The organism is Ferribacterium limneticum (assembly GCF_020510565.1).
GTDB classification, from domain to species: domain Bacteria; phylum Pseudomonadota; class Gammaproteobacteria; order Burkholderiales; family Rhodocyclaceae; genus Azonexus; species Azonexus limneticus_B.
This window is the reverse complement of record NZ_CP075189.1, coordinates 3,690,905-3,712,580: the sequence shown is the minus strand read 5'-3', so window position 1 is coordinate 3,712,580 and position 21,676 is coordinate 3,690,905. Positions and strand designations below refer to the sequence as shown.

20 protein-coding genes and 1 tRNA gene are annotated in these 21,676 nt (G+C 62.4%); 6 read left to right on the top strand and 15 right to left on the bottom strand.

Annotation, left to right across the window (positions count from 1 at the left end):
- Window positions 1-41 precede the first annotated feature (41 nt).
- From ychF to KI610_RS17795, 8 genes are all read right to left on the bottom strand, one after another.
- Entirely contained in the window at window positions 42-1,133 is a 1,092-nt protein-coding gene (gene ychF / locus KI610_RS17830; protein ID WP_226496287.1) for a redox-regulated ATPase YchF, read from the bottom strand.
- Window positions 1,134-1,156: 23 nt separating this feature from the next.
- A complete protein-coding gene (pth, locus tag KI610_RS17825; protein WP_226496286.1) occupies window positions 1,157-1,735 on the bottom strand; it encodes an aminoacyl-tRNA hydrolase in 579 nt (192 codons plus the stop codon).
- Window positions 1,736-1,805: 70 nt separating this feature from the next.
- Window positions 1,806-2,411, bottom strand: coding sequence for a 50S ribosomal protein L25/general stress protein Ctc (locus KI610_RS17820; RefSeq protein WP_226496285.1), 606 nt, complete (start codon window positions 2,409-2,411; stop codon window positions 1,806-1,808).
- Window positions 2,412-2,467: 56 nt separating this feature from the next.
- Window positions 2,468-3,418, bottom strand: a complete 951-nt coding sequence (locus KI610_RS17815; RefSeq protein ID WP_226496284.1) for a ribose-phosphate pyrophosphokinase — start codon at window positions 3,416-3,418, stop codon at window positions 2,468-2,470.
- A 91-nt stretch (window positions 3,419-3,509) separates the two neighbouring features.
- A tRNA-Gln gene (locus tag KI610_RS17810) sits at window positions 3,510-3,586 on the bottom strand.
- A 74-nt stretch (window positions 3,587-3,660) separates the two neighbouring features.
- Complete coding sequence (gene ispE / locus KI610_RS17805) at window positions 3,661-4,524, bottom strand: 4-(cytidine 5'-diphospho)-2-C-methyl-D-erythritol kinase (protein ID WP_404827425.1); 864 nt, start codon at window positions 4,522-4,524, stop codon at window positions 3,661-3,663.
- Window positions 4,506-5,078, bottom strand: a complete 573-nt coding sequence (gene lolB, locus KI610_RS17800) for a lipoprotein insertase outer membrane protein LolB (RefSeq protein ID WP_226496282.1) — start codon at window positions 5,076-5,078, stop codon at window positions 4,506-4,508. Before lolB ends, ispE begins: the two co-directional genes overlap by 19 nt.
- Entirely contained in the window at window positions 5,075-6,790 is a 1,716-nt protein-coding gene (locus KI610_RS17795) for a tetratricopeptide repeat protein (RefSeq protein WP_226496281.1), read from the bottom strand. Before KI610_RS17795 ends, lolB begins: the two co-directional genes overlap by 4 nt.
- A 111-nt stretch (window positions 6,791-6,901) precedes the next feature.
- On the opposite strand from KI610_RS17795, the gene mutM reads away from it, so the two are divergent.
- A complete protein-coding gene (mutM, locus tag KI610_RS17790; protein WP_226496280.1) occupies window positions 6,902-7,735 on the top strand; it encodes a bifunctional DNA-formamidopyrimidine glycosylase/DNA-(apurinic or apyrimidinic site) lyase in 834 nt (277 codons plus the stop codon).
- Window positions 7,736-7,801: 66 nt separating this feature from the next.
- Window positions 7,802-9,751 (top strand): dynamin family protein, encoded by a 1,950-nt coding sequence (locus tag KI610_RS17785; protein WP_226496279.1) that lies wholly within the window; start codon window positions 7,802-7,804, stop codon window positions 9,749-9,751.
- Window positions 9,752-9,873: 122 nt separating this feature from the next.
- Here the strand turns inward: KI610_RS17785 and KI610_RS17780 are convergent, their stop codons facing one another.
- Genes KI610_RS17780 through KI610_RS17755 form a run of 6 tightly spaced genes read right to left on the bottom strand, consistent with a single transcriptional unit; the run spans window position 9,874 to window position 14,255 of the window.
- Window positions 9,874-10,131 (bottom strand): YfhL family 4Fe-4S dicluster ferredoxin, encoded by a 258-nt coding sequence (locus KI610_RS17780; RefSeq protein WP_226402276.1) that lies wholly within the window; start codon window positions 10,129-10,131, stop codon window positions 9,874-9,876.
- Window positions 10,132-10,151: 20 nt separating this feature from the next.
- Window positions 10,152-10,646 (bottom strand): pantetheine-phosphate adenylyltransferase, encoded by a 495-nt coding sequence (gene coaD, locus KI610_RS17775; RefSeq protein ID WP_226496278.1) that lies wholly within the window; start codon window positions 10,644-10,646, stop codon window positions 10,152-10,154.
- A complete protein-coding gene (gene rsmD / locus KI610_RS17770) occupies window positions 10,643-11,197 on the bottom strand; it encodes a 16S rRNA (guanine(966)-N(2))-methyltransferase RsmD (RefSeq protein WP_226496277.1) in 555 nt (184 codons plus the stop codon). Before rsmD ends, coaD begins: the two co-directional genes overlap by 4 nt.
- Entirely contained in the window at window positions 11,194-12,483 is a 1,290-nt protein-coding gene (locus tag KI610_RS17765; RefSeq protein WP_226496276.1) for a M16 family metallopeptidase, read from the bottom strand. Before KI610_RS17765 ends, rsmD begins: the two co-directional genes overlap by 4 nt.
- Window positions 12,480-12,884, bottom strand: a complete 405-nt coding sequence (locus KI610_RS17760; RefSeq protein ID WP_226496275.1) for a hypothetical protein — start codon at window positions 12,882-12,884, stop codon at window positions 12,480-12,482. Before KI610_RS17760 ends, KI610_RS17765 begins: the two co-directional genes overlap by 4 nt.
- A 12-nt stretch (window positions 12,885-12,896) precedes the next feature.
- Window positions 12,897-14,255: a M16 family metallopeptidase gene (locus KI610_RS17755; RefSeq protein ID WP_226496274.1), complete on the bottom strand. Its 1,359-nt coding sequence runs from the start codon at window positions 14,253-14,255 to the stop codon at window positions 12,897-12,899.
- 109 nt (window positions 14,256-14,364) lie between these two features.
- Between KI610_RS17755 and ftsY the strand changes: the two genes are divergently transcribed.
- The 4 genes from ftsY (at window position 14,365) to KI610_RS17735 (ending at window position 18,491) form a co-directional block, all read left to right on the top strand.
- Window positions 14,365-15,351, top strand: a complete 987-nt coding sequence (gene ftsY, locus KI610_RS17750) for a signal recognition particle-docking protein FtsY (protein WP_226496273.1) — start codon at window positions 14,365-14,367, stop codon at window positions 15,349-15,351.
- Window positions 15,348-16,001, top strand: a complete 654-nt coding sequence (locus KI610_RS17745; RefSeq protein ID WP_226496272.1) for a cell division ATP-binding protein FtsE — start codon at window positions 15,348-15,350, stop codon at window positions 15,999-16,001. Before ftsY ends, KI610_RS17745 begins: the two co-directional genes overlap by 4 nt.
- Entirely contained in the window at window positions 15,998-16,894 is an 897-nt protein-coding gene (gene ftsX, locus KI610_RS17740) for a permease-like cell division protein FtsX (protein ID WP_226496271.1), read from the top strand. Before KI610_RS17745 ends, ftsX begins: the two co-directional genes overlap by 4 nt.
- A gap of 94 nt (window positions 16,895-16,988) precedes the next feature.
- Window positions 16,989-18,491 (top strand): FAD-dependent oxidoreductase, encoded by a 1,503-nt coding sequence (locus KI610_RS17735; protein WP_226496270.1) that lies wholly within the window; start codon window positions 16,989-16,991, stop codon window positions 18,489-18,491.
- Here KI610_RS17735 and KI610_RS17730 read toward each other — a convergent pair.
- A complete protein-coding gene (locus KI610_RS17730; protein ID WP_226496269.1) occupies window positions 18,476-21,634 on the bottom strand; it encodes a PhnD/SsuA/transferrin family substrate-binding protein in 3,159 nt (1,052 codons plus the stop codon). The two genes, KI610_RS17735 and KI610_RS17730, sit on opposite strands and share 16 nt — an antisense overlap.
- Window positions 21,635-21,676 lie beyond the last annotated feature (42 nt).

Sequence of the window (21,676 nt, the reverse complement as noted above, 5' to 3'; positions counted from 1 at the left end):
GAGTCATTCAGACTGTATATGAGGTTATTCTAATCTTCCAATCAGACGTTAAACAGGAAATTCAGCACATCGCCATCCTTGACGACGTACTCCTTGCCTTCGGCGCGCATCTTGCCCGCTTCCTTGGCGCCGGCCTCACCCTTGTAGGCAATGAAATCGTCAAAGGCAATAGTCTGGGCGCGGATGAAGCCACGCTCGAAGTCGGTATGGATGACGCCGGCCGCCTGCGGCGCGGTGTCGCCCTGATGAATGGTCCAGGCGCGTACTTCCTTGACGCCGGCCGTGAAGTAGGTGGCCAGACCAAGCAGCTTGTAGCCGGCGTGGATCAGGCGGTCGAGTCCCGGTTCTTCGAGGCCGAGATCAGCCAGGAACATCTGCTTCTCTTCTTCGTCGAGATCGGCGATTTCAGCTTCGATGGCAGCACAAACAGAAACGACCTGGGCCTTCTCGGTAGCTGCGTGGGCGCGCACGGCGTCGAGGAGCGGGTTGTTTTCGAAGCCGTTTTCGGCAACGTTGGCGACGTAGAGCACCGGCTTGGCGGTGATCAGGCAGAACGGCTTGAGCAGCGCCAGTTCTTCCTTGGAGAAATCGAGGGCACGTACGCCCTTGGCCTGGTCAAGCTGGGCAAAGCAGCGTTCGAGCACAGCCACCAGAATCTTCGCTTCCTTGTCGCCGGAACTGGCCGGACGGCGGTAGCGATTGAGCGCCTTTTCAACGGAGGCCATGTCGGCCAGCGCCAGTTCGGTATCGATGACCTCAATGTCGCGCAGCGGGTCGACGCCACCGGAAACGTGGATCACGTTGTCGTCGGCAAAGCAGCGTACGACGTGCACGATGGCATCGGTTTCGCGGATGTTGGCCAGGAACTGGTTGCCCAGGCCTTCGCCCTTCGAGGCACCGGCGACGAGGCCGGCAATATCGACGAATTCGACGATGGCCGGCTGCATGCGCTGCGGCTTGACGATCTCGGCGAGCTGGGCCATGCGCTTGTCCGGCACCTCAACGATGCCGACATTTGGCTCGATGGTGCAGAAGGGGTAGTTTTCCGCCGCAATACCTGACTTGGTCAGAGCATTGAAGAGGGTGGATTTGCCGACGTTGGGCAGGCCGACGATGCCGCATTTCAAAGACATGGGTTTTCCTAAGTGGTTGCCAACTAAACGGCTTTGCCGTGCAACTGTTGCTGGGCGCCGGCAAAATCTCCGGCGGCGAGTTTGGGCCACGCCAGCAGGCAGCGGGCGAGGGCGTGTTCGATATCCGGCAGCTCATCCTTGCGCGGCTGGTGCAGCACGAAATCGACGACCTGCTGGGACAGGCCGAGTGTGCGCGGGTGGCCAATGCCAAGGCGCAGGCGCCAGAAGTCCGGTGTGCCGAGTTTGGCCTGGATATCTTTCAGGCCGTTGTGCCCGCCGTTGCCGCCGCCCTGCTTGAGGCGAATGCCGCCGGGGGGCAGGTCGAGCTCGTCGTGGATGACGAGAATCTCTTCCGGGGGAATCTTGTAGAAATTGGCCAGCGCCGCCACCGACTGGCCCGAGCGGTTCATGAAGGTCATCGGCTGCAGCAGCCAGGTTTCGCCGACGCGCGCCGCCTTGCCGTAGAACTTGGCCTGCGGGGCGAGTGAAGCCTTCAGTTTGTCAGCCAGATGGTCGACAAACCAGAAGCCGACGTTGTGTCGGGTCGCTTCATATTCCGGGCCGGGGTTGCCGAGGCCGACGATCAGGCGAGGTGGGTTCATGGGCTATAAGTGCGAAAAAGCCGCCGGCGGCATGATGCCAGCGGCGGCTATGACTGCAGGATGCCGGAAATTACTCGGCAGCAGCTTCGCCTTCAGCGGCGTCAGCAGCGCCAACCTTGCCGGCAACGATACCGACGACGACGTCGTCAGTAGCGTGGGCAACCAGCTTGACGCCGTTCGGCAGCTTGAGCTGGGAGAGGTGGATGCTGTCGCCGACATTCAGTGCGGACAGGTCGACTTCGACGAACTCGGGCAGATCCTTGGCCAGGCAATGCACGTCGACTTCGGTGATGACGTGGTTGACCAGACCGCCGTTGAGCTTGACGCCCGGGCCAACTTCTTCGTTGGTGAAGTGCAGCGGCACCTTGATGTGCAGTTCGTGCGTGGCATCAACGCGCTGGAAGTCGATGTGCAGAACCAGCGGACGATAGGCGTGCATCTGGTAATCGCGCAGCAGGACTTGTTCCTTCTTGCCATCAACGACGAGGTTGACGACGGAAGAATGGAAAGCCTCTTTCTTCAGCTTGAGCAGCAGGTCGTTGTGGACGACTTCGATGGCTTGCGGGGCGGCTTCGCCACCGTAAACAATACCCGGGACGGTGCCAGCGCGACGCAGGCGGCGGCTCGCACCCGTTCCCTGCAGCGTACGCGCTTGGGCGATAAGTTCAAATTGCATGGTGATACTCCAATAGTTTTCCCGGTCCGCGACCAGAACGGGAAGGTTAAAAAAACTTAATCGATGAACAGCGACGAGACGGAGTCGTCGTTGCTGATGCGGCGAATGGTTTCGGCCATGATTTCGGCCACGGAAAGCTGACGGATGCGCGGGCAGGCAGCAGCATCGTCGCGCAGTGGAATGGTGTCAGTGACGACCAAGGCATCGAGGTCGGAACTGTTGACGCGCTCGACAGCCGGGCCGGACAGCACCGGGTGCGTACAGTAGGCAACGACCTTCTTGGCGCCATTGGCCTTCAGGGCAGTGGCGGCCTTGCACAGGGTGCCGGCGGTGTCGACCATGTCGTCCATGATGATGCAGGTGCGGCCATCGACTTCACCGATGATGTTCATCACTTCGGAAACGTTGGCCTTCGGGCGACGCTTGTCGATGATCGCCAGGTCGCATTCGAGACGCTTGGCCAGCGAACGGGCACGGACTACGCCGCCGTGGTCGGGCGAAACGACCATCGGGTTTTCGTAATGTTGCTTCTGGATGTCGTCGAGCAGGATCGGCAGGCCGTAGATGTTGTCGACCGGAATGTCGAAGAAGCCCTGAATTTGTTCGGCGTGCAGGTCCATGGTCAGCACACGGTCGACGCCGGAGGCGACGAGCATGTTGGCGACGAGCTTGGCGGCGATGGGCACGCGCGACGAACGCGAACGGCGATCCTGGCGGGCGTAGCCGAAATAGGGGATGGCGGCGGTAATGCGGCCGGCCGAGGCACGCTTGAGCGAATCAACGATAACCAACAGTTCCATCAGGTTATCGTTGCACGGAGCGCAAGTGGATTGCAGCACGAAAATGTCGCGCCCACGAACGTGTTCCTGCAGCTCGACACTGACTTCGCCATCGGAAAAACGGCCGACGTTGGCACGGCCGAGATCGACACTGAGTTGCGTTGCAACATCGGCAGCCAGTTTTGGATTGGCATTGCCGGTGAAGACCATCAAGCTGTTGTAGGCCATTCCCACATTCCTCCGGACCTTCTGCATGCTTACGTGCATTTGCCCGCCACAATGAAAATCGGGCAGGCTTGTGACCTGCCCGAAGGAAACTTGGCTGGGGAAGAAGGATTCGAACCTTCGAATGCCGGAATCAAAATCCGGTGCCTTGACCAACTTGGCGACTCCCCAGCGGGTTGCTCGAACGGGTTCGCGTCCGAGCGAGGCGCGAATAATACAGGAGCTCTTTGGGGAAATCCAGCCCCTCAGCGAATTTTTGCCAGCGGATGTTCGGGCAGGCCATCGGCAATCCAGCCCTGCATGCCGGCCGGAAGGCTTGCCAGAAGGGCCTCGGCCTCGCTGCGTCGGGGAAAGCCGGCGAAGACGCAGGCGCCGGAGCCGGTCATCATGGCGTGTGGGGCGCGGCTTTTGAGCCAGTCCAGATGTTCAGCCACCGTCGGGAATTTGGCGCAGGCGACGACTTCGAGGTCGTTGTGGCCATCCCCGTGCTGCCAGTCTGTCGGGCGAATGGTCGCGGTGTCGCGCTTCAGTTCGGGGGCGCCGAAAATGGCCGCAGTTGGCACGTGGACCGCAGGATGCAGAACCAGATAACTTTCTGCTGGCAGGTCGACGTCGGTAAAGGCTTCGCCGACGCCTTCGGCGAAGGTGTTGCGGCCATGGATGAAAACCGGGACATCGGCGCCGAGCACAAGGCCGATTTTTTCCAGTTCAGGCCGGCTGCAGCCGGTCTGCCACAGATGGTTCAGGGCAAGCAGTACGGTCGCGGCATCGGACGATCCGCCGCCCAGCCCGCCGCCCATCGGCAGTTGCTTGTCGAGGTGGATGGTCGCGCCTTGCCGGCAGCCCGTGGTTTCCTGCAGCAGGCGGGCGGCGCGGACGGTCAGGTCGCTGTCGGCCGGGACGCCGGGAATGGGTGTGGCGAGAACGATTTTGTCATCGCTGCGTGGGTCGAAACGCAGTGTGTCGGCGCGGTCGATGAAGCGGAAGACGGTTTGCAGCAGGTGGTAGCCGTCAGCCCGCCGGCCGACGACGTGCAGGAACAGATTCAGTTTGGCCGGGGCAGGCCAGGCGCTGTGCCAGTTCCAGTCGCTCACGGCGTTTCTTTCCATTCCTCGATGCGCAGGCGCAGTTCGATTTCACCATTGCGCGACAGGGTCAGGCGGCTGGGCAGGGCGTTCGGGCTGTCGTCTTCAAAGGCATAGTCTACTTGCCAGCCGTCTTCGTTTAGTCGGGCTGGGCGGCCATGGGCGTCTGACTCGATCCGAGCCGTTCCGCCCGAACGACCGAGCAGCCAGGCGGGGAGGCGGCTGACCGGCAGGCGCTGGCCGGTGACCTCTTCGATCAGCGTGTCGGGGTCGCTTGCTTCGCTGGTTTTGCCTTCGGCCGTACGCAGGCGGGAAATTCCCGGTGTCGTTTCGATTTCGGCCAGACCGTAGCCGAGCGGGCTGGAGAGCAGCACGCGGTCGCTGCGGTTCTGGTGTGTCCAGGTCAGGCGGCCGCCGGAGTTTTGCACGGCCTGGCCGGGCAGCGTGACGCGTAGTGCGAAGCGGCCTTCCAGTGCAAAGTCGCGGATATTGTCGCGGGCGGCCAGTCGGGCCGGTGGCGTGCTGGCGCAAGCGGTCAGCAGGCTGGCCGCCAGCAGCAGGGTGATGCGTAATTTCAAGGCAGGTATTTCTTGACGGCGCCGTTCAGGACTTCGTTGCCCGGATGGGCCTTGGTGGCTTCCTGCAGGATACGGCGGGCGTCGTCCTTGCGGTTCATTTGCCACAGTACTTCGCCGAGGTGGGCGGCGATTTCGGGGTCAGCCTTGATGCGATAGGCCTGTTCGAGCGTCTGCAGTGCTTCCGGCAGCTTGCCCTGGCGGTAGAGCACCCAGCCCATGCTGTCCATGATGAAGGGATCTTCCGGCGTCAGGCCAAGCGCCTTGGTAATCAGTTCTTGGGCTTCCGGCAGGCGGATGTTGCGTTCAGTCAACGAATAGCCGAGCGCGTTGAGGGCGTGGGCGTGGTCTGGTTTGATCGCCAGCAGGTGCTTGAGATGGATTTCGAGAATTTCGGGCTTGCCTATGCGCTCGGCGGTCAGCGCCGCTTCGTAAAGCAGTTCCGGGTTGTCCGGCTGGGCAGTCAGGGCAAGGTCGAGAACGATGTAGGCGTCGTTGTGGCGGCCGGCTTCGCGCAGGATCTGCGATTCGGCGAGGATCAATTGGGTCCGTTCGGCTGCCGTGCCGCCGCGCGTGTTGTGCAGCAGTTCCCGGGCTTCATTGGTCTTGCCTTGTTGCAGGAGGATTTGGGCCAGCCGGGAGCGGGCGGCGATGTATTGCTCGCCGACGGTGACCTGGCGGTAATGTTCAGCTGCTGCTTCCGTCTTGTTCTGCTCCTGGTCGAGTTGGCCGAGGAAGAAATGAATGGTGCTCTTGTCGGCGAAATCGGTGGTCAACAGGTGCTCGAGTTGGGTCCGTCCGGTTGTCGTGTCGCCTTGCTGCAAGGCAAGCATGGCGACCGGGTAGATGACGTCCGGATTGTCCGGGTTGTCCTTGATCAGGCGATCAAAATGGCGGCGGGCTTCGTCATAGCGTTTTTCGCTGATGAGCAGGCGGGCGAGCGCCAAGCGGGCATCACGGCCGGCTGGGTTGGCGTCGACGAAAGTGCTCAGGCTGTCGATGGCGGTTTGGGGCGATAACCGGGTCTGGAGCTGGGCGCGGGCGAGCGCGGCGCTTTCCCAATCCGGGCGAAGTTGCAGGGATTTTTCGGTTTCGTTCAGTGCGCGCAGGTTGTCGTTGGCATTGGCGGCGGCCTGGGCCATGGCGAAATGGGCTTCAGGTAGGTCGTCGTAGGGGGCGGCAAGGCGGTCGACCAGTGACTGGACGGCTTTTTTGTCGGTGTGCCGGGCCAGCATGCGGTTGAGATGCATCAGGTTGTTGCCCAGATTGGGCTTGTCCTGGGCGAGCAGGGCCGCCAATTGCGGGGCGAGTTCGTCGAGGCGGTTGGCAAGGATCAACAGCGAGGACTGGGATTGCCGGGCTTTGGTCGAGTCGGGCTCGACTTCGAGCCATAATTTGGATAGTTCGAGGGCGCGGTCGAACTGGCGGGCGAAGCCGGCTACTTCCGTGGCCCGGGCGAGGACTTTTGGGTCGCGCGTGCGCTGGGCAAGATCAGTCCACGCGTCGGAGCCGAGTTTGGCGTCGCCGCGCTGCAGTGCAAATTCGCCGACCAGAGCCTGGAAAACCGTGCGCGCCAGCAGGTCTTCCGAGGCGGCCTGGGTGCTCGGGCGCTTGTCGGCTGGTTTGGCGGGGGCTTCGCCGGCGGCCAGGCCGTATCCACCGTGGGTCAGGCCCAGGGTGAGGGTGAGGGCGGCAGCGATTCGCTTCAGTTGCATGGACGGCTTTCGATCGAGGTTTGCGCGATGTTCGCGCCAGAATTGCTTATTGGAACGCATAGAATCCGATAAGTTTGTGATGTTATTTGGGTTTGCCCGGAGGAACAAGCAATGCCGGAATTGCCGGAGGTGGAAGTATGTCGTCGCGGCTTGGCGCCGGAGCTCGAAGGTGCGCTGATCGAGGGCGTGGTTATTCGTGCGCCGAAGCTGCGTCAGGAGATTCCGCGGGAGTTGATCGAGTTGTTGCCGGGCTGCCGCATCGCCGCTGTGCGCCGGCGTGGCAAGTACCTGCTGATCGACTGTCAGCGCACGGGTATTGAAGGGAGCCTGATTGTTCATCTCGGGATGTCGGGCAACCTGCGTTTCGTGTCGCGCGACCAGCCTCCGGCCAAGCATGACCATTTCGATCTGGTGCTGGCCGGGCAGAGTTTGCGTCTGGCCGATCCGCGCCGTTTCGGTGTCGTGCTCTGGCAACCGGGGCCGCCCGCGGCGGCTGAGCTGCATCCCTTGCTGGCAACGCAGGGGATCGAACCCTTGTCGGACGATTTCACGGTCAACCGGATTTTTTCGTCAATTTCGAAACGCAGCGGGCCGATCAAGCCGACCCTCATGGACAGTCATCTGGTCGTCGGCATCGGCAATATCTACGCCTCGGAGAGTCTGTTCCGCGCCGGCATTTCGCCGCTGCGGGCCGCCAACCGGATCAGCCGGGCGCGCTATGAACTGCTCGTGGCGGCCATTCGCGAAACCTTGTCGGATGCCATTGCGGCGGGCGGCAGCAGTATTCGCGATTACGTGCACAGCGACGGCAGTGCCGGCTGGTTCCAGATCCAGGCCGGCGTCTATGACCGGGCCGGACAACCCTGCTTGCGCTGTGGTGGGGTGGTCAGACAAATTCGTCAGGCCGGGCGGAGCACCTATTACTGTACTGGCTGCCAGCATTAAAAAGGTTCTGCAAGTCTATGTATTTATGCTAAATTGAAGTTTCCGATTGCCCGGGAAGGACGCCGTATGTCGCTCGCCAACCAATTCGCTGCCTATACCGCCTGGCGTTCACGCCTGGCCACCTATATCGCTGAGCTTCAGGGCTGGCTGAATACTAACGAGCTGTCCGATGCCCAGAGCGACTTGCGCCTGACGCAACTGCTCGAACGCCTGCGTGAAGACCGGCTCAATGTCGCCTTTGTCGCCGAGTTCTCGCGTGGCAAGTCGGAACTGATCAACGCCATTTTCTTCGCCGACTACGGCAACCGGATGCTGCCTTCGTCAGCCGGCCGGACGACCATGTGTCCGACCGAACTGCTGTTCGACGGTAACAAGCTGCCGTGCATCGAACTGCTGCCGATCCAGACGCGGGCTTCAAACTCCAGCGTCAGCGAATACAAGCGCTTTGCCGACGAGTGGACGAAAATTTCGCTCGATACCGAGTCGCCCGATGCCATGCAGGACGCCCTGCGCCACGTCAGCGAAACGACCCGGGTGACGCCCGAAGAGGCCGGCCGTCTCGGCTTCGAGGTCGGCCAGGGGCAGATCGACCTCTATGTGATTGGCGAGGACGGGCTGGTCGAAGTGCCGCGCTGGCGGCACGCCATGATCAATTTCCCGCACCCGCTGCTCAAGCAGGGTCTGGTCATTCTCGACACGCCGGGTCTCAATGCCATCGGTGCCGAGCCGGAACTGACCCTCTCGCTGCTCCCCAACGCCCATGCCGTGCTGTTCATTCTGGCCGCCGATACGGGTGTGACGCAGTCCGACCTGGCCATCTGGCGCGAGCATATTTGTGGCGGCGGTATGGCCAAGCGTGGCCGGATGGTCGTCCTCAACAAGATCGACGGCCAGTGGGACGAATTGAAATCCACCGAGGAAATCGACGCCGAAATCCAGCGCCAGGTCGATTCCAGTGCGGCCATTCTTGACTTGCCAGCCAGCCAGATTTTCCCGGTTTCGGCGCAAAAGGGCCTGGTCGCCAAGATCAACGGCGATACGGCTTTGCTCGACAAGAGTCGTCTGCCGCTGCTCGAAGCGGCGCTCTCCGAAGAACTGATTCCGGCCAAGCGCGATATCGTCTGCGACAGCACCGAAGGTGAGTTTGGCGACGTCAGCCGGCGCGTGCGCAGCCTGCTCGACACGCGCCTGCTTGGCCTGCGCGAGCAACTGACCGAATTGACCGAATTGCGTGGCAAAAACAAGGGCGTCGTCGAGTACATGATGGGCAAGGTGCGGGCAGAAAAGGACGAGTTCGAGTCCGGCTTGCAGCGTTACTACGCCGTGCGCAGTGTGTTCTCGACGCTGACCAACAACCTGTTCAGCCACCTCGGTCTCGACGTTCTGCGCCAGTTGACGCACGAAACGCGCGAAACCATGCTCGAAGCGGCGTTTTCCAAGACCCTGTCCGATGCCATGGCCGGCTTCTTTGCCGGTTCGCGCACGGCGCTGGCCAAGTCGAACAGCGAAATCGGCGAAATCCTGTCGATGATGGAGGCGGTTTACAAGAAATTCGCCATCGAGCATGGCCTCAAGCTTGGTTCGCCGACGACCTTCTCGCTGCTCCGTTACGAAAAGGAGCTCGATCGCCTGCAGGCGTGGTGCGACGATCACCTCAACACGATGGTCAGCCTGCTCACCCACGACAAGAAGAACATCACTCAGAAATTCTTCGAGGAGGTGGCCACCCAGGTGCGGCGCGCCTTCGAGCACGCCAACCGCGATGCCGAAGTCTGGCTGCGCGCCATCATGGCGCCGATGGAAACCCAGGTGCGCGAACACCAGATCCAGCTCAAGCGTCGTCTGGAAAGCATCAAACGCATCCATCAGGCGACCGATACGCTGGAAGATCGCATTGCCGAACTCGATGGCGTCGAGCAGAACCTGCTGCAGCAGATCGAGGCGCTCGAGGAAATTGTCGGTCGCGTTCAGGACATGCTGGTGCCGCTCGATATCCGGGAATTGCAGGCGGCCTGAGCGGTCGCCGCGGCGAATCTTACGGCCAACCGGGATTGCTACGGTCAACCGGAAAAAAAGCCTAAAACTGAAAACAAAAAACCCGCGAATTTCGCGGGTTTTTTGTTGGGGCGCTGAAAAACTCAGGCGCGTTTGTTGCCGGTCAGCTTTTCGTATTTGACCCACAGCATGTCCTGGGTTTCGACATGGTTTTCATCCTTGGGGATGCAATCCACCGGGCAGACCTGCACGCACTGCGGTTCGTCGTAGTGGCCGACGCACTCGGTGCACTTGTTCGGGTCGATGACGTAAATTTCCTCGCCCTGGGAGATCGCCTCGTTCGGGCACTCCGGTTCGCACACGTCGCAATTGATGCACTCGTCGGTAATAATCAGAGACATAGCTGTTGTTCCTCTCTCGGTTAAGCTGTGGTTTTCGCCCGCAGGCGCTTTTCGACACAAGGTTGCACAAATTTGCTGACATCGCCACCCAGGCGCGCAATTTCACGCACCATGGTAGCGGAGATAAACATGTATTGCTCGCCCGGAGTCAGAAACACGGTTTCGACCTCCGGATAGACGCTGCGGTTCATTCCCGCCATCTGAAATTCGTATTCGAAGTCAGAGACGGCGCGCAGGCCGCGCACGACAACCTTGGCTTCCTTCTCGTGCACAAAGTTCATGAGCAGGGAGTTGAAGCCGACAATTTCGACATTATCGAGGTCGCCGAGGATTTCGGTGGCCATTTCGACACGCTCGGAGAGCGGGAAGCGCGGCTGCTTGGACGGGCTTTCGGCGATGGCCAGGATCAGCTTGTCGAACAGCGTCGAGGCGCGGCGGACGAGATCTTCGTGGCCCCGGGTGATCGGGTCGAAAGTGCCCGGGTAGATCGCTACGCGATGGTTGAGTTTTGTCAAGCTGCTTTCCCGCCTGTGTCTCGCCGCAACAAATGATAGTGGACTTCGCCCGCCCGACCGTGACGCACTGTGCGCCAATCGCCAAGCGATTCGATTTCGTGTTCTGCTTCGACGTAGATCGCAGCATCTTCGTTCAGTGCGCCGGGAAGGAGTGGCTCCAGGCGGGCAATCCAGCCTTTCTTGAAGGGTGGATCGAGGAAGATCAGGTCGAATTTTGATGTCGTCGAGGACAAATATTGTATCGCATCCGCGCGAACGATCTCCATCGCTGCCGGTTTCTGCAGCATTTCGTGGTTTTCACGCAACGCCGCCAGGACTTTGGGCGCCTGCTCGACCATCACGACACGCGCCGCGCCGCGCGATGCCGCTTCGAAGCCAAGGGCGCCGCTACCGGCAAATAGATCGAGGCAATGCCGGCCGTCCAGTTCCTGACCCAGCCAGTTGAACAGCGTTTCGCGGACGCGGTCCGGCGTCGGGCGCAGGCCCTCGCTGTCAGGAAACTTCAGGACGCGGCGGCGATAGTCGCCGCCAATGATGCGAACGGAATTCAATCAGCTGCCACCGTCACCGTAATGAGGTTGTCCGGCCGGACGCGGCGGGCGAAAGCCTGGCGGATGTCGTCAGTCGTCACCGCCTGCACCTTGGCCTGATACTGATCGAGGTAATCGAGCGGCAAGCCGTAAAATCCGATGTTGGCGACGTTGTCGAGAATCTTCTTGTTGCTGTCCAGGCGCAGCGGGAAGCTACCGGTCAGATTGGCCTTGGCGGCTGCCAGTTCGTCCTCGCTCGGGCCGTCTTTCAGGAAGCCGGTCAGTACTTCGCGGGTCACCTTGAGCGCATCCTTGGCTTGCGAGCGCTTGGTCTGCAGGCCGATCTGGAAGGGGCCGGTCTGCTTGAGCGGGGCGAAATAACTGTAGACGCTGTAGGCGTAGCCGCGCTTGTCGCGGACTTCCTTCATGAGCCGCGAGACGAAGCCGCCGCCGCCGAGCGTGTAGTTGCCGACGAGCAGCGGAAAGAAATCCGGATTGCCGCGTTCGATGGCCGGCAGGCCGATGTAGACGTGCGCCTGGCTGGCCGGGTGGGGCAGATTGGTATGGCTCCATTTTGGCAACTCCGGTGCATCCGGCAGCGTCGCCGCCTTGCCTTTGGGCAGTTCGGCGGCGATGGCTTCGGCAATCTTTTCGGCATCGGCGCGCGAGAGGTCGCCGACCAGCGTGATGCTGGCGTTGGCGGCGTTGTAGTAGCGGGCATGGAAGGCGGCAAGATCGTCGCGGTTGAGCGCGGCAACGCTTTCCGGCGTGGCCTGGCGGCCGTACGGGTGGTTCGGGTACATGGTGGCCCAAAAGGCCTTGCCGGCGATGCTGTCGGGGCGGGTCATCGCTTCCTTGAGGCCGGCGATGGTGCGCGCTTTTTCACGGTCGAAAATGGCGGCGTCGAAGCGCGGAGCGTGCAGCACGCTTTTCAGGATGGTCAGCGCCGGCTCGCGCTTGTCTACGGCCGACAGGGTGCGCAGCGAGACGCTGGCGCGGTCGGTGTCGGCGCCGCCGGCCAGGCTGGCACCGATGTCGGCCATCTGTTCGGCAATGGCGGTTTCATCGAATTTGCCGGCACCGAGGTCGAGCGCGCCACGGGTCAGCGCGGCGAGGCCGGATTTGCCTGCCGGGTCAAACATCGAACCGGCGGCAAAATCGACTTGTACGTCGAGCATCGGCAGGACGCGGCTTTCAACGAAGTAGACGCGGGCGCCGGAGGGCGAGACCCAGTGCTCGATCTTGACGCCAGCCAGGGCGACTTGCGAGATGAGCAGGGCGATTGCTACGGTCAACAGTCTTTTCATGCCAAAAACTCCAATAATTTCGGTTGCCAGGCGAGCAGCAGGGCAAGGCCGGCGACCAGCGCCGTCGCGCCAAGGCCCCAGGCAAGGTAGCGAACAAGGCGGCGGTTGGCATCAACCTGGGCGACCAACAGGGCGTTCTGTTCGCTCAGCGCCTGAATCAATTCGCCCGAGGCCAGTATCTGGGTGCGCAATTTGCGCTGAAGGGTTTCCAGGGACGTCAGTCGCGTCGCAACATCGGCATCGGGGGGCGCGACGGGGTCCGCGTCGACGACGGAACCATCGCTATTCTTGCGACCCATGCCCTTCCACAGCTTTTTCGCCCCATCGGCGATGATCGGCGCTTTGCCGAGCACGTCGCTCCACGGCACATTGCTCAGGATGGTCATCCACGGTAAAGCCATGATCTTCCCGGCTCAGTGGCGAGTGGCAACAGCAGGACGGCGCGGTTTGCCGTCGAGCGGTTGCGGATCGAGCAGGCCGATGGTCAGCGCGTCGTCGTTGAAATACTTCTTGGCCACGGCCTGAATGTCGGCGGCGGTTACCTTCTGCAGCTTGTCGAGCATCCGGTCGAGCTTCTGGTAGGGCAGGCCGACCGCTTCGATCTGGCCGATTTCCATGGCCTGGCCGAACATCGAGTCGAGCTTGTAGACCTGGCCGGCAATCAACTGCGCCTTGGCCCGCTTGAGTTCCTGTTCGCTGACGCCATCCTTTTGAACGCGGGCGATTTCGGCCCGCAGGGCGGCTTCGAGATCGCTGACCGTCTTGCCTTCGGAGGGCGTTCCGTGCAGGTAAAGCATGCCGGGGCCGCGCGCCGTGGCGTCGTAATCGATGCCGGCCGACAGGGCAACCTTGTCCTCGCGGACCAGCTTCTTGTTGAAGCGGGCGGCGTCATGGCCGTCGAGGATGGAAGCGAGCATTTCCAGTGCGTAAGGGTCGCTATCCTTGTCGATGTCGCGCAGGATCGGCGCCTTGTAGCCCATGATCAGCACCGGCAGCTCGGCCGGCGCCTTGACGGTCACCTTGCGTGTGCCTTCCTGGGCCGGCTCGACCTGTTGCCGGCGAACCGGCAGGGGGCGGCCTTCGAGCGGCGCGTAGTATTTCTCGGCAAGGGCAAAAACCTCTTTGTGATCGACGTCGCCGGTGATGATGACGTAGGCGTTGTTCGGTACGTACCACGTGTCGTACCAGGCCTTGGCATCGGCCGCGGTCATCGTTTCGAGGTCGTTCATCCAGCCGATGATCGGCCGGCGGTAAGGGTGGGCCTGAAAGGCGACGGCGTTCATTTGCTCAAAGAGCTTGGACTGCGGATTGTCGTCGGTGCGCATGCGGCGCTCTTCCATGACGACCTTGATTTCCTGTTCGAACTCCTTGGCGTCCACGTTGAGGTGGCGCATGCGGTCGGCTTCGAGCTGCATCATGTCGGGCAGCTTTTCCTTCGGCACTTGCTGGAAGTACGCCGTGTAGTCGCGGCTCGTGAAGGCATTGTCGCGTCCGCCGGCAGCAGCGACGCGCTTGTTGAACTCGCCGGGACCGACGCTTGGCGTGCCCTTAAACATCATATGTTCGAGCACGTGGGCGACGCCGGAAGCGCCATCGACCTCGTCGGTGCTGCCGATGCGGTACCAGACCATCTGGACGGCGGTCGGCGCCCGGTGGTCTTCCTTGACGATGACGCGCAGGCCGTTCTTTAGCGTGGTTTCGTAGGGGTTGGCGAAAGCTGCGGTGGACAACCCGGCAGCAAGCAATACGGAGAGCAGGTATTTGAGGCGCATGGGGGGGCTGGGCTTTCTGCTAGAATTCGCGGCTGATTTTGCATCGAATCGGACGGCATCTTAACGGCTTGCCGCCCGCCTGTCAGCAAGGCTTGAGACCACCAACCCCATGTTCAGTTTCCTGAAAAAATCCGGCGCCAACGTTAAAGCCGAAGCCAAGGCCGACGTCCCGGCCGAAGCCGCCGCCCCATCGTGGCGCGAGCGCCTGTTCAAGGGTCTGGCCAAGACCCGCGCCCAGTGGGGCGGCAAGCTCAAAACCATTTTCTCGCGCGGCAAGGTCGACGACGAACTGCTCGAAGAGCTCGAAACCCTGCTGTTGACGAGCGATTGCGGTGTCGAAGCGACGACACACCTGCTCGACGAGCTCAAAAAGGCCGCCAAGCGCGACAAACTCGATACGCCGGACGCCATCCAGAAGGCGTTGCACGACGCCTTGCTGGAAACCCTGCAGCCGCTCGAAAAGCCGCTCGACGTGTCGACGCACAAGCCCTTCGTGATCATGATTGCCGGCGTCAACGGCGCCGGCAAGACGACCTCGATCGGCAAGCTGGCCAAGTATTTCCAGATGCAGGGCAAGAGCGTGCTGCTGGCTGCCGGCGACACTTTCCGCGCGGCGGCCCGCGAACAGCTCGAAACCTGGGGCGAGCGCAACAACGTGACGGTCATCGCCCAGGACAACGGCGACCCAGCCGCCGTGGTCTTCGACGCCATATCGGCGGCCAAGGCGCGCGGCATCGATATCGTGCTGGCCGATACGGCCGGCCGCCTGCCGACCCAGTTGCACCTCATGGAAGAAATCGCCAAGGTCCGCCGCGTCATTCAGAAAATCGACCCGGAAGGCCCGCATGAAACCTTGCTCGTCCTCGACGCCAACATTGGCCAGAACGCGTTGCAGCAGGTCAAGGCCTTCGACAAGGCGATCCACGTCACCGGCCTGGTCCTGACCAAGCTCGACGGCACGGCCAAGGGCGGCGTCGTCACGGCGATCGCCCGGCAATGCCCGAAGCCGATCCGCTTCATCGGTGTCGGTGAGCAGATCGACGACCTGCGCCCCTTCCTGGCCCGTGATTTCGTGGATGCCATGTTCGAGCAATGATCGAAGCGAGCAATTTGACCAAGCGCTATCCGGGCGGCTTCGAGGCCGTCAAGGATGCGAGTTTTTCGATTTCTGCCGGGCAGATGGTGCTCATCACCGGCCATTCCGGCGCCGGCAAGACGACGCTGGTCAAGCTCATTTCGACCATCGAGCGCCCGACTTCCGGTAGCCTTGTGGTCAACGGCCAGAACCTTTCGGCTCTCGGGCGCAGCGCCATTCCGCACGTGCGCCGGCATTTCGGCCTGGTTTTCCAGGATCAGAAACTGCTGTTCGATCGCAACGCGCTCGAGAATGTGTTGCTGCCTCTGAACATCGCCGGTCTGCCACGCCGCGAAGCGATTCGCCGGGCCCAGGCGGCGCTCGACAAGGTTGGTCTGCTGGCCCGCGAAAAAGCCAATCCCATCGCGCTGTCGGGTGGAGAACAGCAACGGCTGGCCATCGCCCGTGCCGTGGTCAATCGGCCGACCATCCTGATCGCCGACGAACCGACCGGCAATCTCGATACCGAATCAGGCATGGCCATTCTCGACATCTTTGCCGACTTTCATCGCGTCGGCGTGACGGTCGTTGTCGCCACGCACGACCAGAGCTGGATCGAGCGTTATCACCCGAATGTCCTGCGCCTAGCGCACGGGAGGGTGGTCGCATGACCTGGCTTATTCACCATCGTGCCGCACTGGCTGCCGCCTTCCGCCGTCTGTGGGCGACGCCGCTCAATACCCTGCTGTCGCTGATCGTCATCGGCATCGCGCTGACCCTGCCGGCCTTCGGCTATGTTGCCCTCGACAACCTGCGCGACCTCGGCCGCAATGCCTCCGGCGTCCAGCAGATCAGCCTGTTCATGAGCCTTGAGGCGAGCAAGAAAGATGTTGGCGAGATCGAAAGCCGCCTGCGTCAGGCGCCCAACGGCAAATGGAAATTTGTGCCGAAAGAGGACGCGCTCAAGCGCATGCAGAGCAGCGAAGGCATGGCTGAAATCGTCGCCAGCCTGCCGCGCAACCCGCTGCCCGACGCCTTCATCATCGAACCGGCCAACACCGAGCCGGAAGCGCTGGAAATCCTCCGCAAGGAAATTTCGGGCTGGCCCAAGGTTGCCCACGTCCAGCTCGATTCGGCCTGGATCAAGCGTTTCGACGCCTTCCTGCGCCTTGGCAAGCTGGCTTTGTGGATGCTGGCCGGGCTGTTTGGCGCCGGGCTGGTCGCCGTCACCTTCAACACCATCCGCCTGCAGGTCATGGCGCAGTCGGCCGAGATCGAGGTGGCGCGCATGATCGGTGCGACAGACGGCTTCATCCGCCGGCCTTTCTATTATTTTGGTGCCTTGCAGGGCGCGCTCGGCGGCCTGCTCGCTGCTGCGCTCGTGCTGGCGGCGCTGCGTCTGCTGGGCGGGCCGGTCGGCGAACTGGCGGCGCTCTACGGTGGCAACTTCAGCCTGCGTCCGCCGGGCCTTGGCGAAACGGCAGGCTTGGCTGCACTCGGCGCTTTCCTCGGCTGGCTTGGCGCCCAGTTGTCGGTCAGCCTGTCGTTGCGGAAGTTTGACTAGCCGGCGCGAGTTCCTTTGCACGGTGGGGGCGGCCGCCCTCGCCGGTTGCGCCCCGGCTGGAAAACCCCCGTTGCCGCCCGGCGAATTGCTCGGCATGAATCACGCGCTCGGCCACCGCTTGCGCGACGGTAATTTTCCCGAACCTTCCGAAACGCGAAAAACCGGTGTGCTGATCGTCGGTGGCGGCATCTCCGGGCTTTCTGCGGCATGGAAACTGGCCAATGCTGCGGTCGACGACTTTCTTGTGCTGGAAATGGAAAGCGAGGCCGGCGGCAATTCGCGGGCCGGGCAGTCGCCGCTCGTCGCCTACCCGTGGGGCGCGCATTATTTACCGTTGCCGGGCCAGGATGCCGTGCTGGTGCGTGAGCTGTTGGCCGAGTTGGGCGTGTTGCAAGGCGATCCGGCAGCACTCAAGCCGACCTACGACGAGCGTTATCTGTGCGCGACGCCGCAGGAGCGGGTCTATCGGAACGGTCTGTGGGACGAGGGTTTGCTGCCGCAACGTAGCATCGATGCGGCTGAGCTGGCGCAGCAAAAGCGTTTTCATGAACGGATGGATGAACTCAAGCGAGCCAAAGGCCGCGACGGCCGCCGGCTGTTCGCCATTCCGATGGCGCTGTCGAGTCGCGATTCTGAATGGCTGGCGCTCGATCGGATTTCCTTCGCCCAGTGGCTGACCGACAACGGCTACACGGCACCGACCGTGCACTGGCTGGCCAACTACGCCTGCCGCGACGATTACGGCATGGCGCACGATCAGGTTTCGGCCTGGGCCGGACTGCACTACTTTGCCTGCCGTGACGGCGAAGCGGCCAATGCGGCGGGTGATACGGTCCTCACAGCGCCCGAAGGCAACGCCTGGCTGGCGCGCGGGCTGGCCAAAAAGTCGGGTGATCGCATCGTCACCGGGGCTCTCGTCTGGCGTATCGAGGCAGGAAAAACGGGTGTCGCGGTCGACGTGCTTTTAGGGGCTAAAACCGTGCGCTTCGAAGCCCGGCAACTGATCTGGGCGGCGCCGGCCTTCGTCCTGCCGCGCGTCTGGCCGGCGATGCCTGGCGAGCTCAAAGCGGCCGCATTGGCCGGCGATTACGCGCCGTGGCTGACCGCCAACCTGCATCTGTCCGATCTGCCGGAAGAGCGCCACGGTGCGCCGGCGGCGTGGGACAACGTGTTCTACGACAGCCCCGGCCTCGGCTACGTCAGCGCGACGCATCAGCTGATCCGCCGTCGTTTGAGCGGCACGGTGTTCACTTACTACCGCGCGCTGCACGACGTGGCGCCGGCCGAGGGGCGTCGGCTGCTCATGGAAACGCCACGCGCCGCCTGGGCCGAAGGCATCCTGGCCGAACTCGAACGCGTTCATCCCGATATCCGCAAGCTGACGACGCGCCTCGACATCTTCCGCAATGGCCACGCCATGCGTCGCCCGGTGCCGGGCAGCCTCTTCCACGGTCAACGGGAAAAATTGGCCAAATTTGAAATGCCGCGCATCACGCTGGCCCATGCCGATCTGTCCGGATTTTCCTTGTTCGAGGAAGCGCAGTATCGCGGCGTCCTTGCGGCCGAGCGCGTTCTCGGGCGTTACGTCGCGAGGTAATGCAGCAGTAGCATCTTGAGGTCGTCAGGCTCGACCGGCTTGACGATGAAGTCGTTCATGCCCGCCTCGATGCAGCGCTTGCGATCTTCGGCAAAGGCGTTGGCGGTCATCGCGATGATCGGCAGCAGCGTGTGTTGCGGCAGGGCGCGAATCCGGCGGGTGGCTTCGAGGCCGTCCATTTCCGGCATCTGCATGTCCATGAGGACCAGATCGTAGTTGCGGGTCTTGAGCAACTCGAGGGCTTCCCGGCCATTTTCCGCCGTGTCGGCCGTGGTGCCGAATTCCCTGAGTAGTTCGAGCGCGATCTCGCGGTTGATCGGCTCGTCCTCGACGATCAGCAGATGACGCCCGGCCAGTGTTTCCTGGACGGCTTGCAGGGGCAGACCGGCATGGCTCGAGGTCAGGGCGTCCATGGCCACGTCGCCCGGTTTGAGGCAGGCGGTAAACCAGAAAAGTGAGCCCCTGCCCGGCTGGCTGCTGACACCCACATCGCCACCCATCAGTTGGGCGAGGCGGCGGGTGATGGCCAGGCCGAGGCCGGTGCCGCCGAATTTGCGGGTGGTCGAGGCGTCGGCCTGCTCGAAGATACCGAACAGGCGCGGGATCGATTCCTCGGTGATGCCGATCCCGGTATCTTCAACTTCGAAGCGCAGCAGGGTTTCGCCACCGATCTCGGAGATCCGGCGGGCCCGGACCGTGACTTTGCCCTGCTCGGTGAACTTGATGGCGTTGGCCGTGTAATTGATCAGGCATTGCGTAATGCGCGTCGGGTCGCCAGTCAGCGTCCGCGTGAAATCGTCGGACTCGGTGTGCAGGACCAGCCCCTTTTCGCGAGCGCGCTCACCAAGAACCGAAACGACACGCTTGAGGATGCTGGCGATGTCGACCTTGGTGTCGTCGAGTTGTAGCTTGCCGGCCTCGATTTTTGAAATGTCGAGAATGTCGTTGATGACGGCAAGCAAATGCTGCGAGGCGTTGTCGATCTTGTCGAGGCGGTCGATCTGCTCAAGTGTCGGGGCGTCGCGGCGCAGCAGGTGCACCATGCCGAGGACGGCATTGAGCGGCGTCCGGATTTCGTGGCTCATGTTGGCCAGGAAGGCGCTCTTCGAGCGGCTCGCCGCCTCGGCTGCCTGGCGCGCAATCTCCAGTTGCTCGGTGCGCTGCCTGACTTCGGCTTCGAGGTGATGGCGATGCTTTTCCAGTTCCAGGGCATCCCGGCGGAGTTCGCTGATGTCGGAGAAGGAGACGACCGTGCCGCTGATCTGGCCGTCGCGCAGCGTCGGCGTGATGGTCAGGCGAACCGGGAACATTTCGCCATTCTTGCGCCAGAAAACGTCTTCCGTTCGGCGCGTCTGTCCGTCGACGGCTGTCAGGTGAAGCGGGCATTCGGCCTGCGGATAGGGCTCCCCATCGGCGCGATGATGGTGGAAAAGCCTATGGGTGCTGCGCCCGAGCAACTCGCCCTCGCTGAAGCCGAGCAGGGCCAGGCCGGCCGGGTTGATGAAGGAGCAGACGCCATCGAGGTCGGCGCCGAACACGCCCTCGCCCAGCGTTTCAAGAATCATCCGTTGCCGGGCCTCGCTCTCCATGAGGGCCTGTTCGGCGCTGGCCAGTTCGCGCAGGTCGACGTCGAGGCAGAACATCATCGGGCCGAGGTCGGCCGTATCGACGACGGTGTGGCTCGAATAGACCTCGACCGGATGGCCATCCTTGTGGTGTAGGGTCAGGCGCCCGGCCGGAACGCCGGTCTTGTTGATGAACATCCAGTGCACCGCGTTGCGCACGCCGTCCTGCAGTTCGGGCGGGATGATCAGTTCGAGCAGCGACTTGCCGATCGCTTCGTGGGCGGTATATCCGTACAGCGCCTGCGAGGCATGGTTCCAGTAGGCGACCGTGCCATCTTCCAGATAGCCTTGGATGGAAAGGGCGTCGACATTCTCGAAAATGGCACGAAACCGTGCTTCGGTCGCCGACAATTCGGACATGGCGAGTGCCGTCCGGGCGCGCTCCGTCTTGAGCCGCCGATTGGAGCGGATCAGGATCAGGACGAAAAACATCAGCCCGCCGGCGACGCCGATGATGGCGATGCCGATCAACGAGGCATGCTGGTTGATGATGTCGCTGACGCTGACCTTGGGGCCTGTTTCGAAGGGCGGCAGGCGCAAATGCCGCAGCAGGTCTTCGACCGGGCGATAGTCGCCGGGAATGGCGAAACCGTGGATTTGCGCGGCGCGGGCAACGGCGCCGCCATGCGGCAAGGTGAGGATGTCGGCGGCGATCTTGCGGGCAAAATTCTGGTCGGCCCACGGCATCGCCGCCAGCGCCCATTGCGGATAGAGCCGGGTCGAATGGGCCAGCGGAAAGCCGTCATCCCGGGCATTGACGACGCGCAGGCGCCCGATGTCGAGCTTGTGTTCTTTGGCCATGGCCTCGATCAGGCCGGTGCGCACAAAGGCGGCGTCGACCTGTCCGGCGAGCAGTTGCTGGATGGCCTTGTCCTGCGGCTGGCCGGTTTCGATCAGGGTGGCGTCCGAGGATAGATCGATGCCGCGCAACATCAACTCGTAGGCCTGAGCCTGGTAGCCGCCCAGCGAACTGATGCTGTTGGTGGCGATACGTTTTCCGGCAAGGTCGGCAAGGCTCTGGATGTTTTTTTGGTCGCTGCGGGTCAGGATGACGCCGCCGAGCGCCGAAACTATCTGCTCGCCCTCTTTTTCGATCAGCGTGGCGAGTGGCGAGAGCAGGCCTTCGCGCTGGGTCAGCGCGATGTAGTGACCAGGCTGGGTGAGGACGAAGTCGACCCGCTTGTCGCGGATGGCCGAGTCCAGTTCCGGGTAGGTCAGTGCCAGCAGTTCGAGTTGTATTTCTGGATTGGCCTTGTTGAGGTATTCAATCAGCGCTCGCCAGCGCGCAGCAGTCTCGGCCTTGGGGCGGGCGGCAAGGATGGCGAATCTGGCCGTGTTTTTCGTGTTGGCACTGGGGCCAGCCGTTGTTTCTATGGTCGTGGCGCTGTCCGTTGCGTTCAGGGTCGGCGTCGGGGGCTGCTCTTCGGCGTTGGCTGCCGACAGTCCGAGCACCAGGCACAGCGTAGCCGTGGCCTTGAAGAGCCGATGGCAGGCTGGGGCTGGGCAGTTATCGCGCACACGAACTCCGCTCGGAATTTTCACGTCACGACGCGTTTAGAT

What these genes read in the sequence shown, in the direction of transcription:
- KI610_RS17780 (WP_226402276.1), bottom strand. Translation starts at nt 10,131, where the DNA reads ATGTCTCTGATTATTACCGACGAGTGCATCAATTGCGACGTGTGCGAA.
- KI610_RS17760 (WP_226496275.1), bottom strand. Translation starts at nt 12,884, where the DNA reads ATGGCTTTACCGTGGATGACCATCCTGAGCAATGTGCCGTGGAGCGAC.
- ftsY (WP_226496273.1), top strand. Translation starts at nt 14,365, where the DNA reads ATGTTCAGTTTCCTGAAAAAATCCGGCGCCAACGTTAAAGCCGAAGCC.
- KI610_RS17755 (WP_226496274.1), bottom strand. Translation starts at nt 14,255, where the DNA reads ATGCGCCTCAAATACCTGCTCTCCGTATTGCTTGCTGCCGGGTTGTCC.
- KI610_RS17765 (WP_226496276.1), bottom strand. Translation starts at nt 12,483, where the DNA reads ATGAAAAGACTGTTGACCGTAGCAATCGCCCTGCTCATCTCGCAAGTC.
- KI610_RS17815 (WP_226496284.1), bottom strand. Translation starts at nt 3,418, where the DNA reads ATGGCCTACAACAGCTTGATGGTCTTCACCGGCAATGCCAATCCAAAA.
- ispE (WP_404827425.1), bottom strand. Translation starts at nt 4,524, where the DNA reads ATGGAAAGAAACGCCGTGAGCGACTGGAACTGGCACAGCGCCTGGCCT.
- mutM (WP_226496280.1), top strand. Translation starts at nt 6,902, where the DNA reads ATGCCGGAATTGCCGGAGGTGGAAGTATGTCGTCGCGGCTTGGCGCCG.
- pth (WP_226496286.1), bottom strand. Translation starts at nt 1,735, where the DNA reads ATGAACCCACCTCGCCTGATCGTCGGCCTCGGCAACCCCGGCCCGGAA.
- KI610_RS17745 (WP_226496272.1), top strand. Translation starts at nt 15,348, where the DNA reads ATGATCGAAGCGAGCAATTTGACCAAGCGCTATCCGGGCGGCTTCGAG.
- ftsX (WP_226496271.1), top strand. Translation starts at nt 15,998, where the DNA reads ATGACCTGGCTTATTCACCATCGTGCCGCACTGGCTGCCGCCTTCCGC.
- KI610_RS17785 (WP_226496279.1), top strand. Translation starts at nt 7,802, where the DNA reads ATGTCGCTCGCCAACCAATTCGCTGCCTATACCGCCTGGCGTTCACGC.
- KI610_RS17795 (WP_226496281.1), bottom strand. Translation starts at nt 6,790, where the DNA reads ATGCAACTGAAGCGAATCGCTGCCGCCCTCACCCTCACCCTGGGCCTG.
- KI610_RS17735 (WP_226496270.1), top strand. Translation starts at nt 16,989, where the DNA reads ATGAATCACGCGCTCGGCCACCGCTTGCGCGACGGTAATTTTCCCGAA.
- ychF (WP_226496287.1), bottom strand. Translation starts at nt 1,133, where the DNA reads ATGTCTTTGAAATGCGGCATCGTCGGCCTGCCCAACGTCGGCAAATCC.
- KI610_RS17820 (WP_226496285.1), bottom strand. Translation starts at nt 2,411, where the DNA reads ATGCAATTTGAACTTATCGCCCAAGCGCGTACGCTGCAGGGAACGGGT.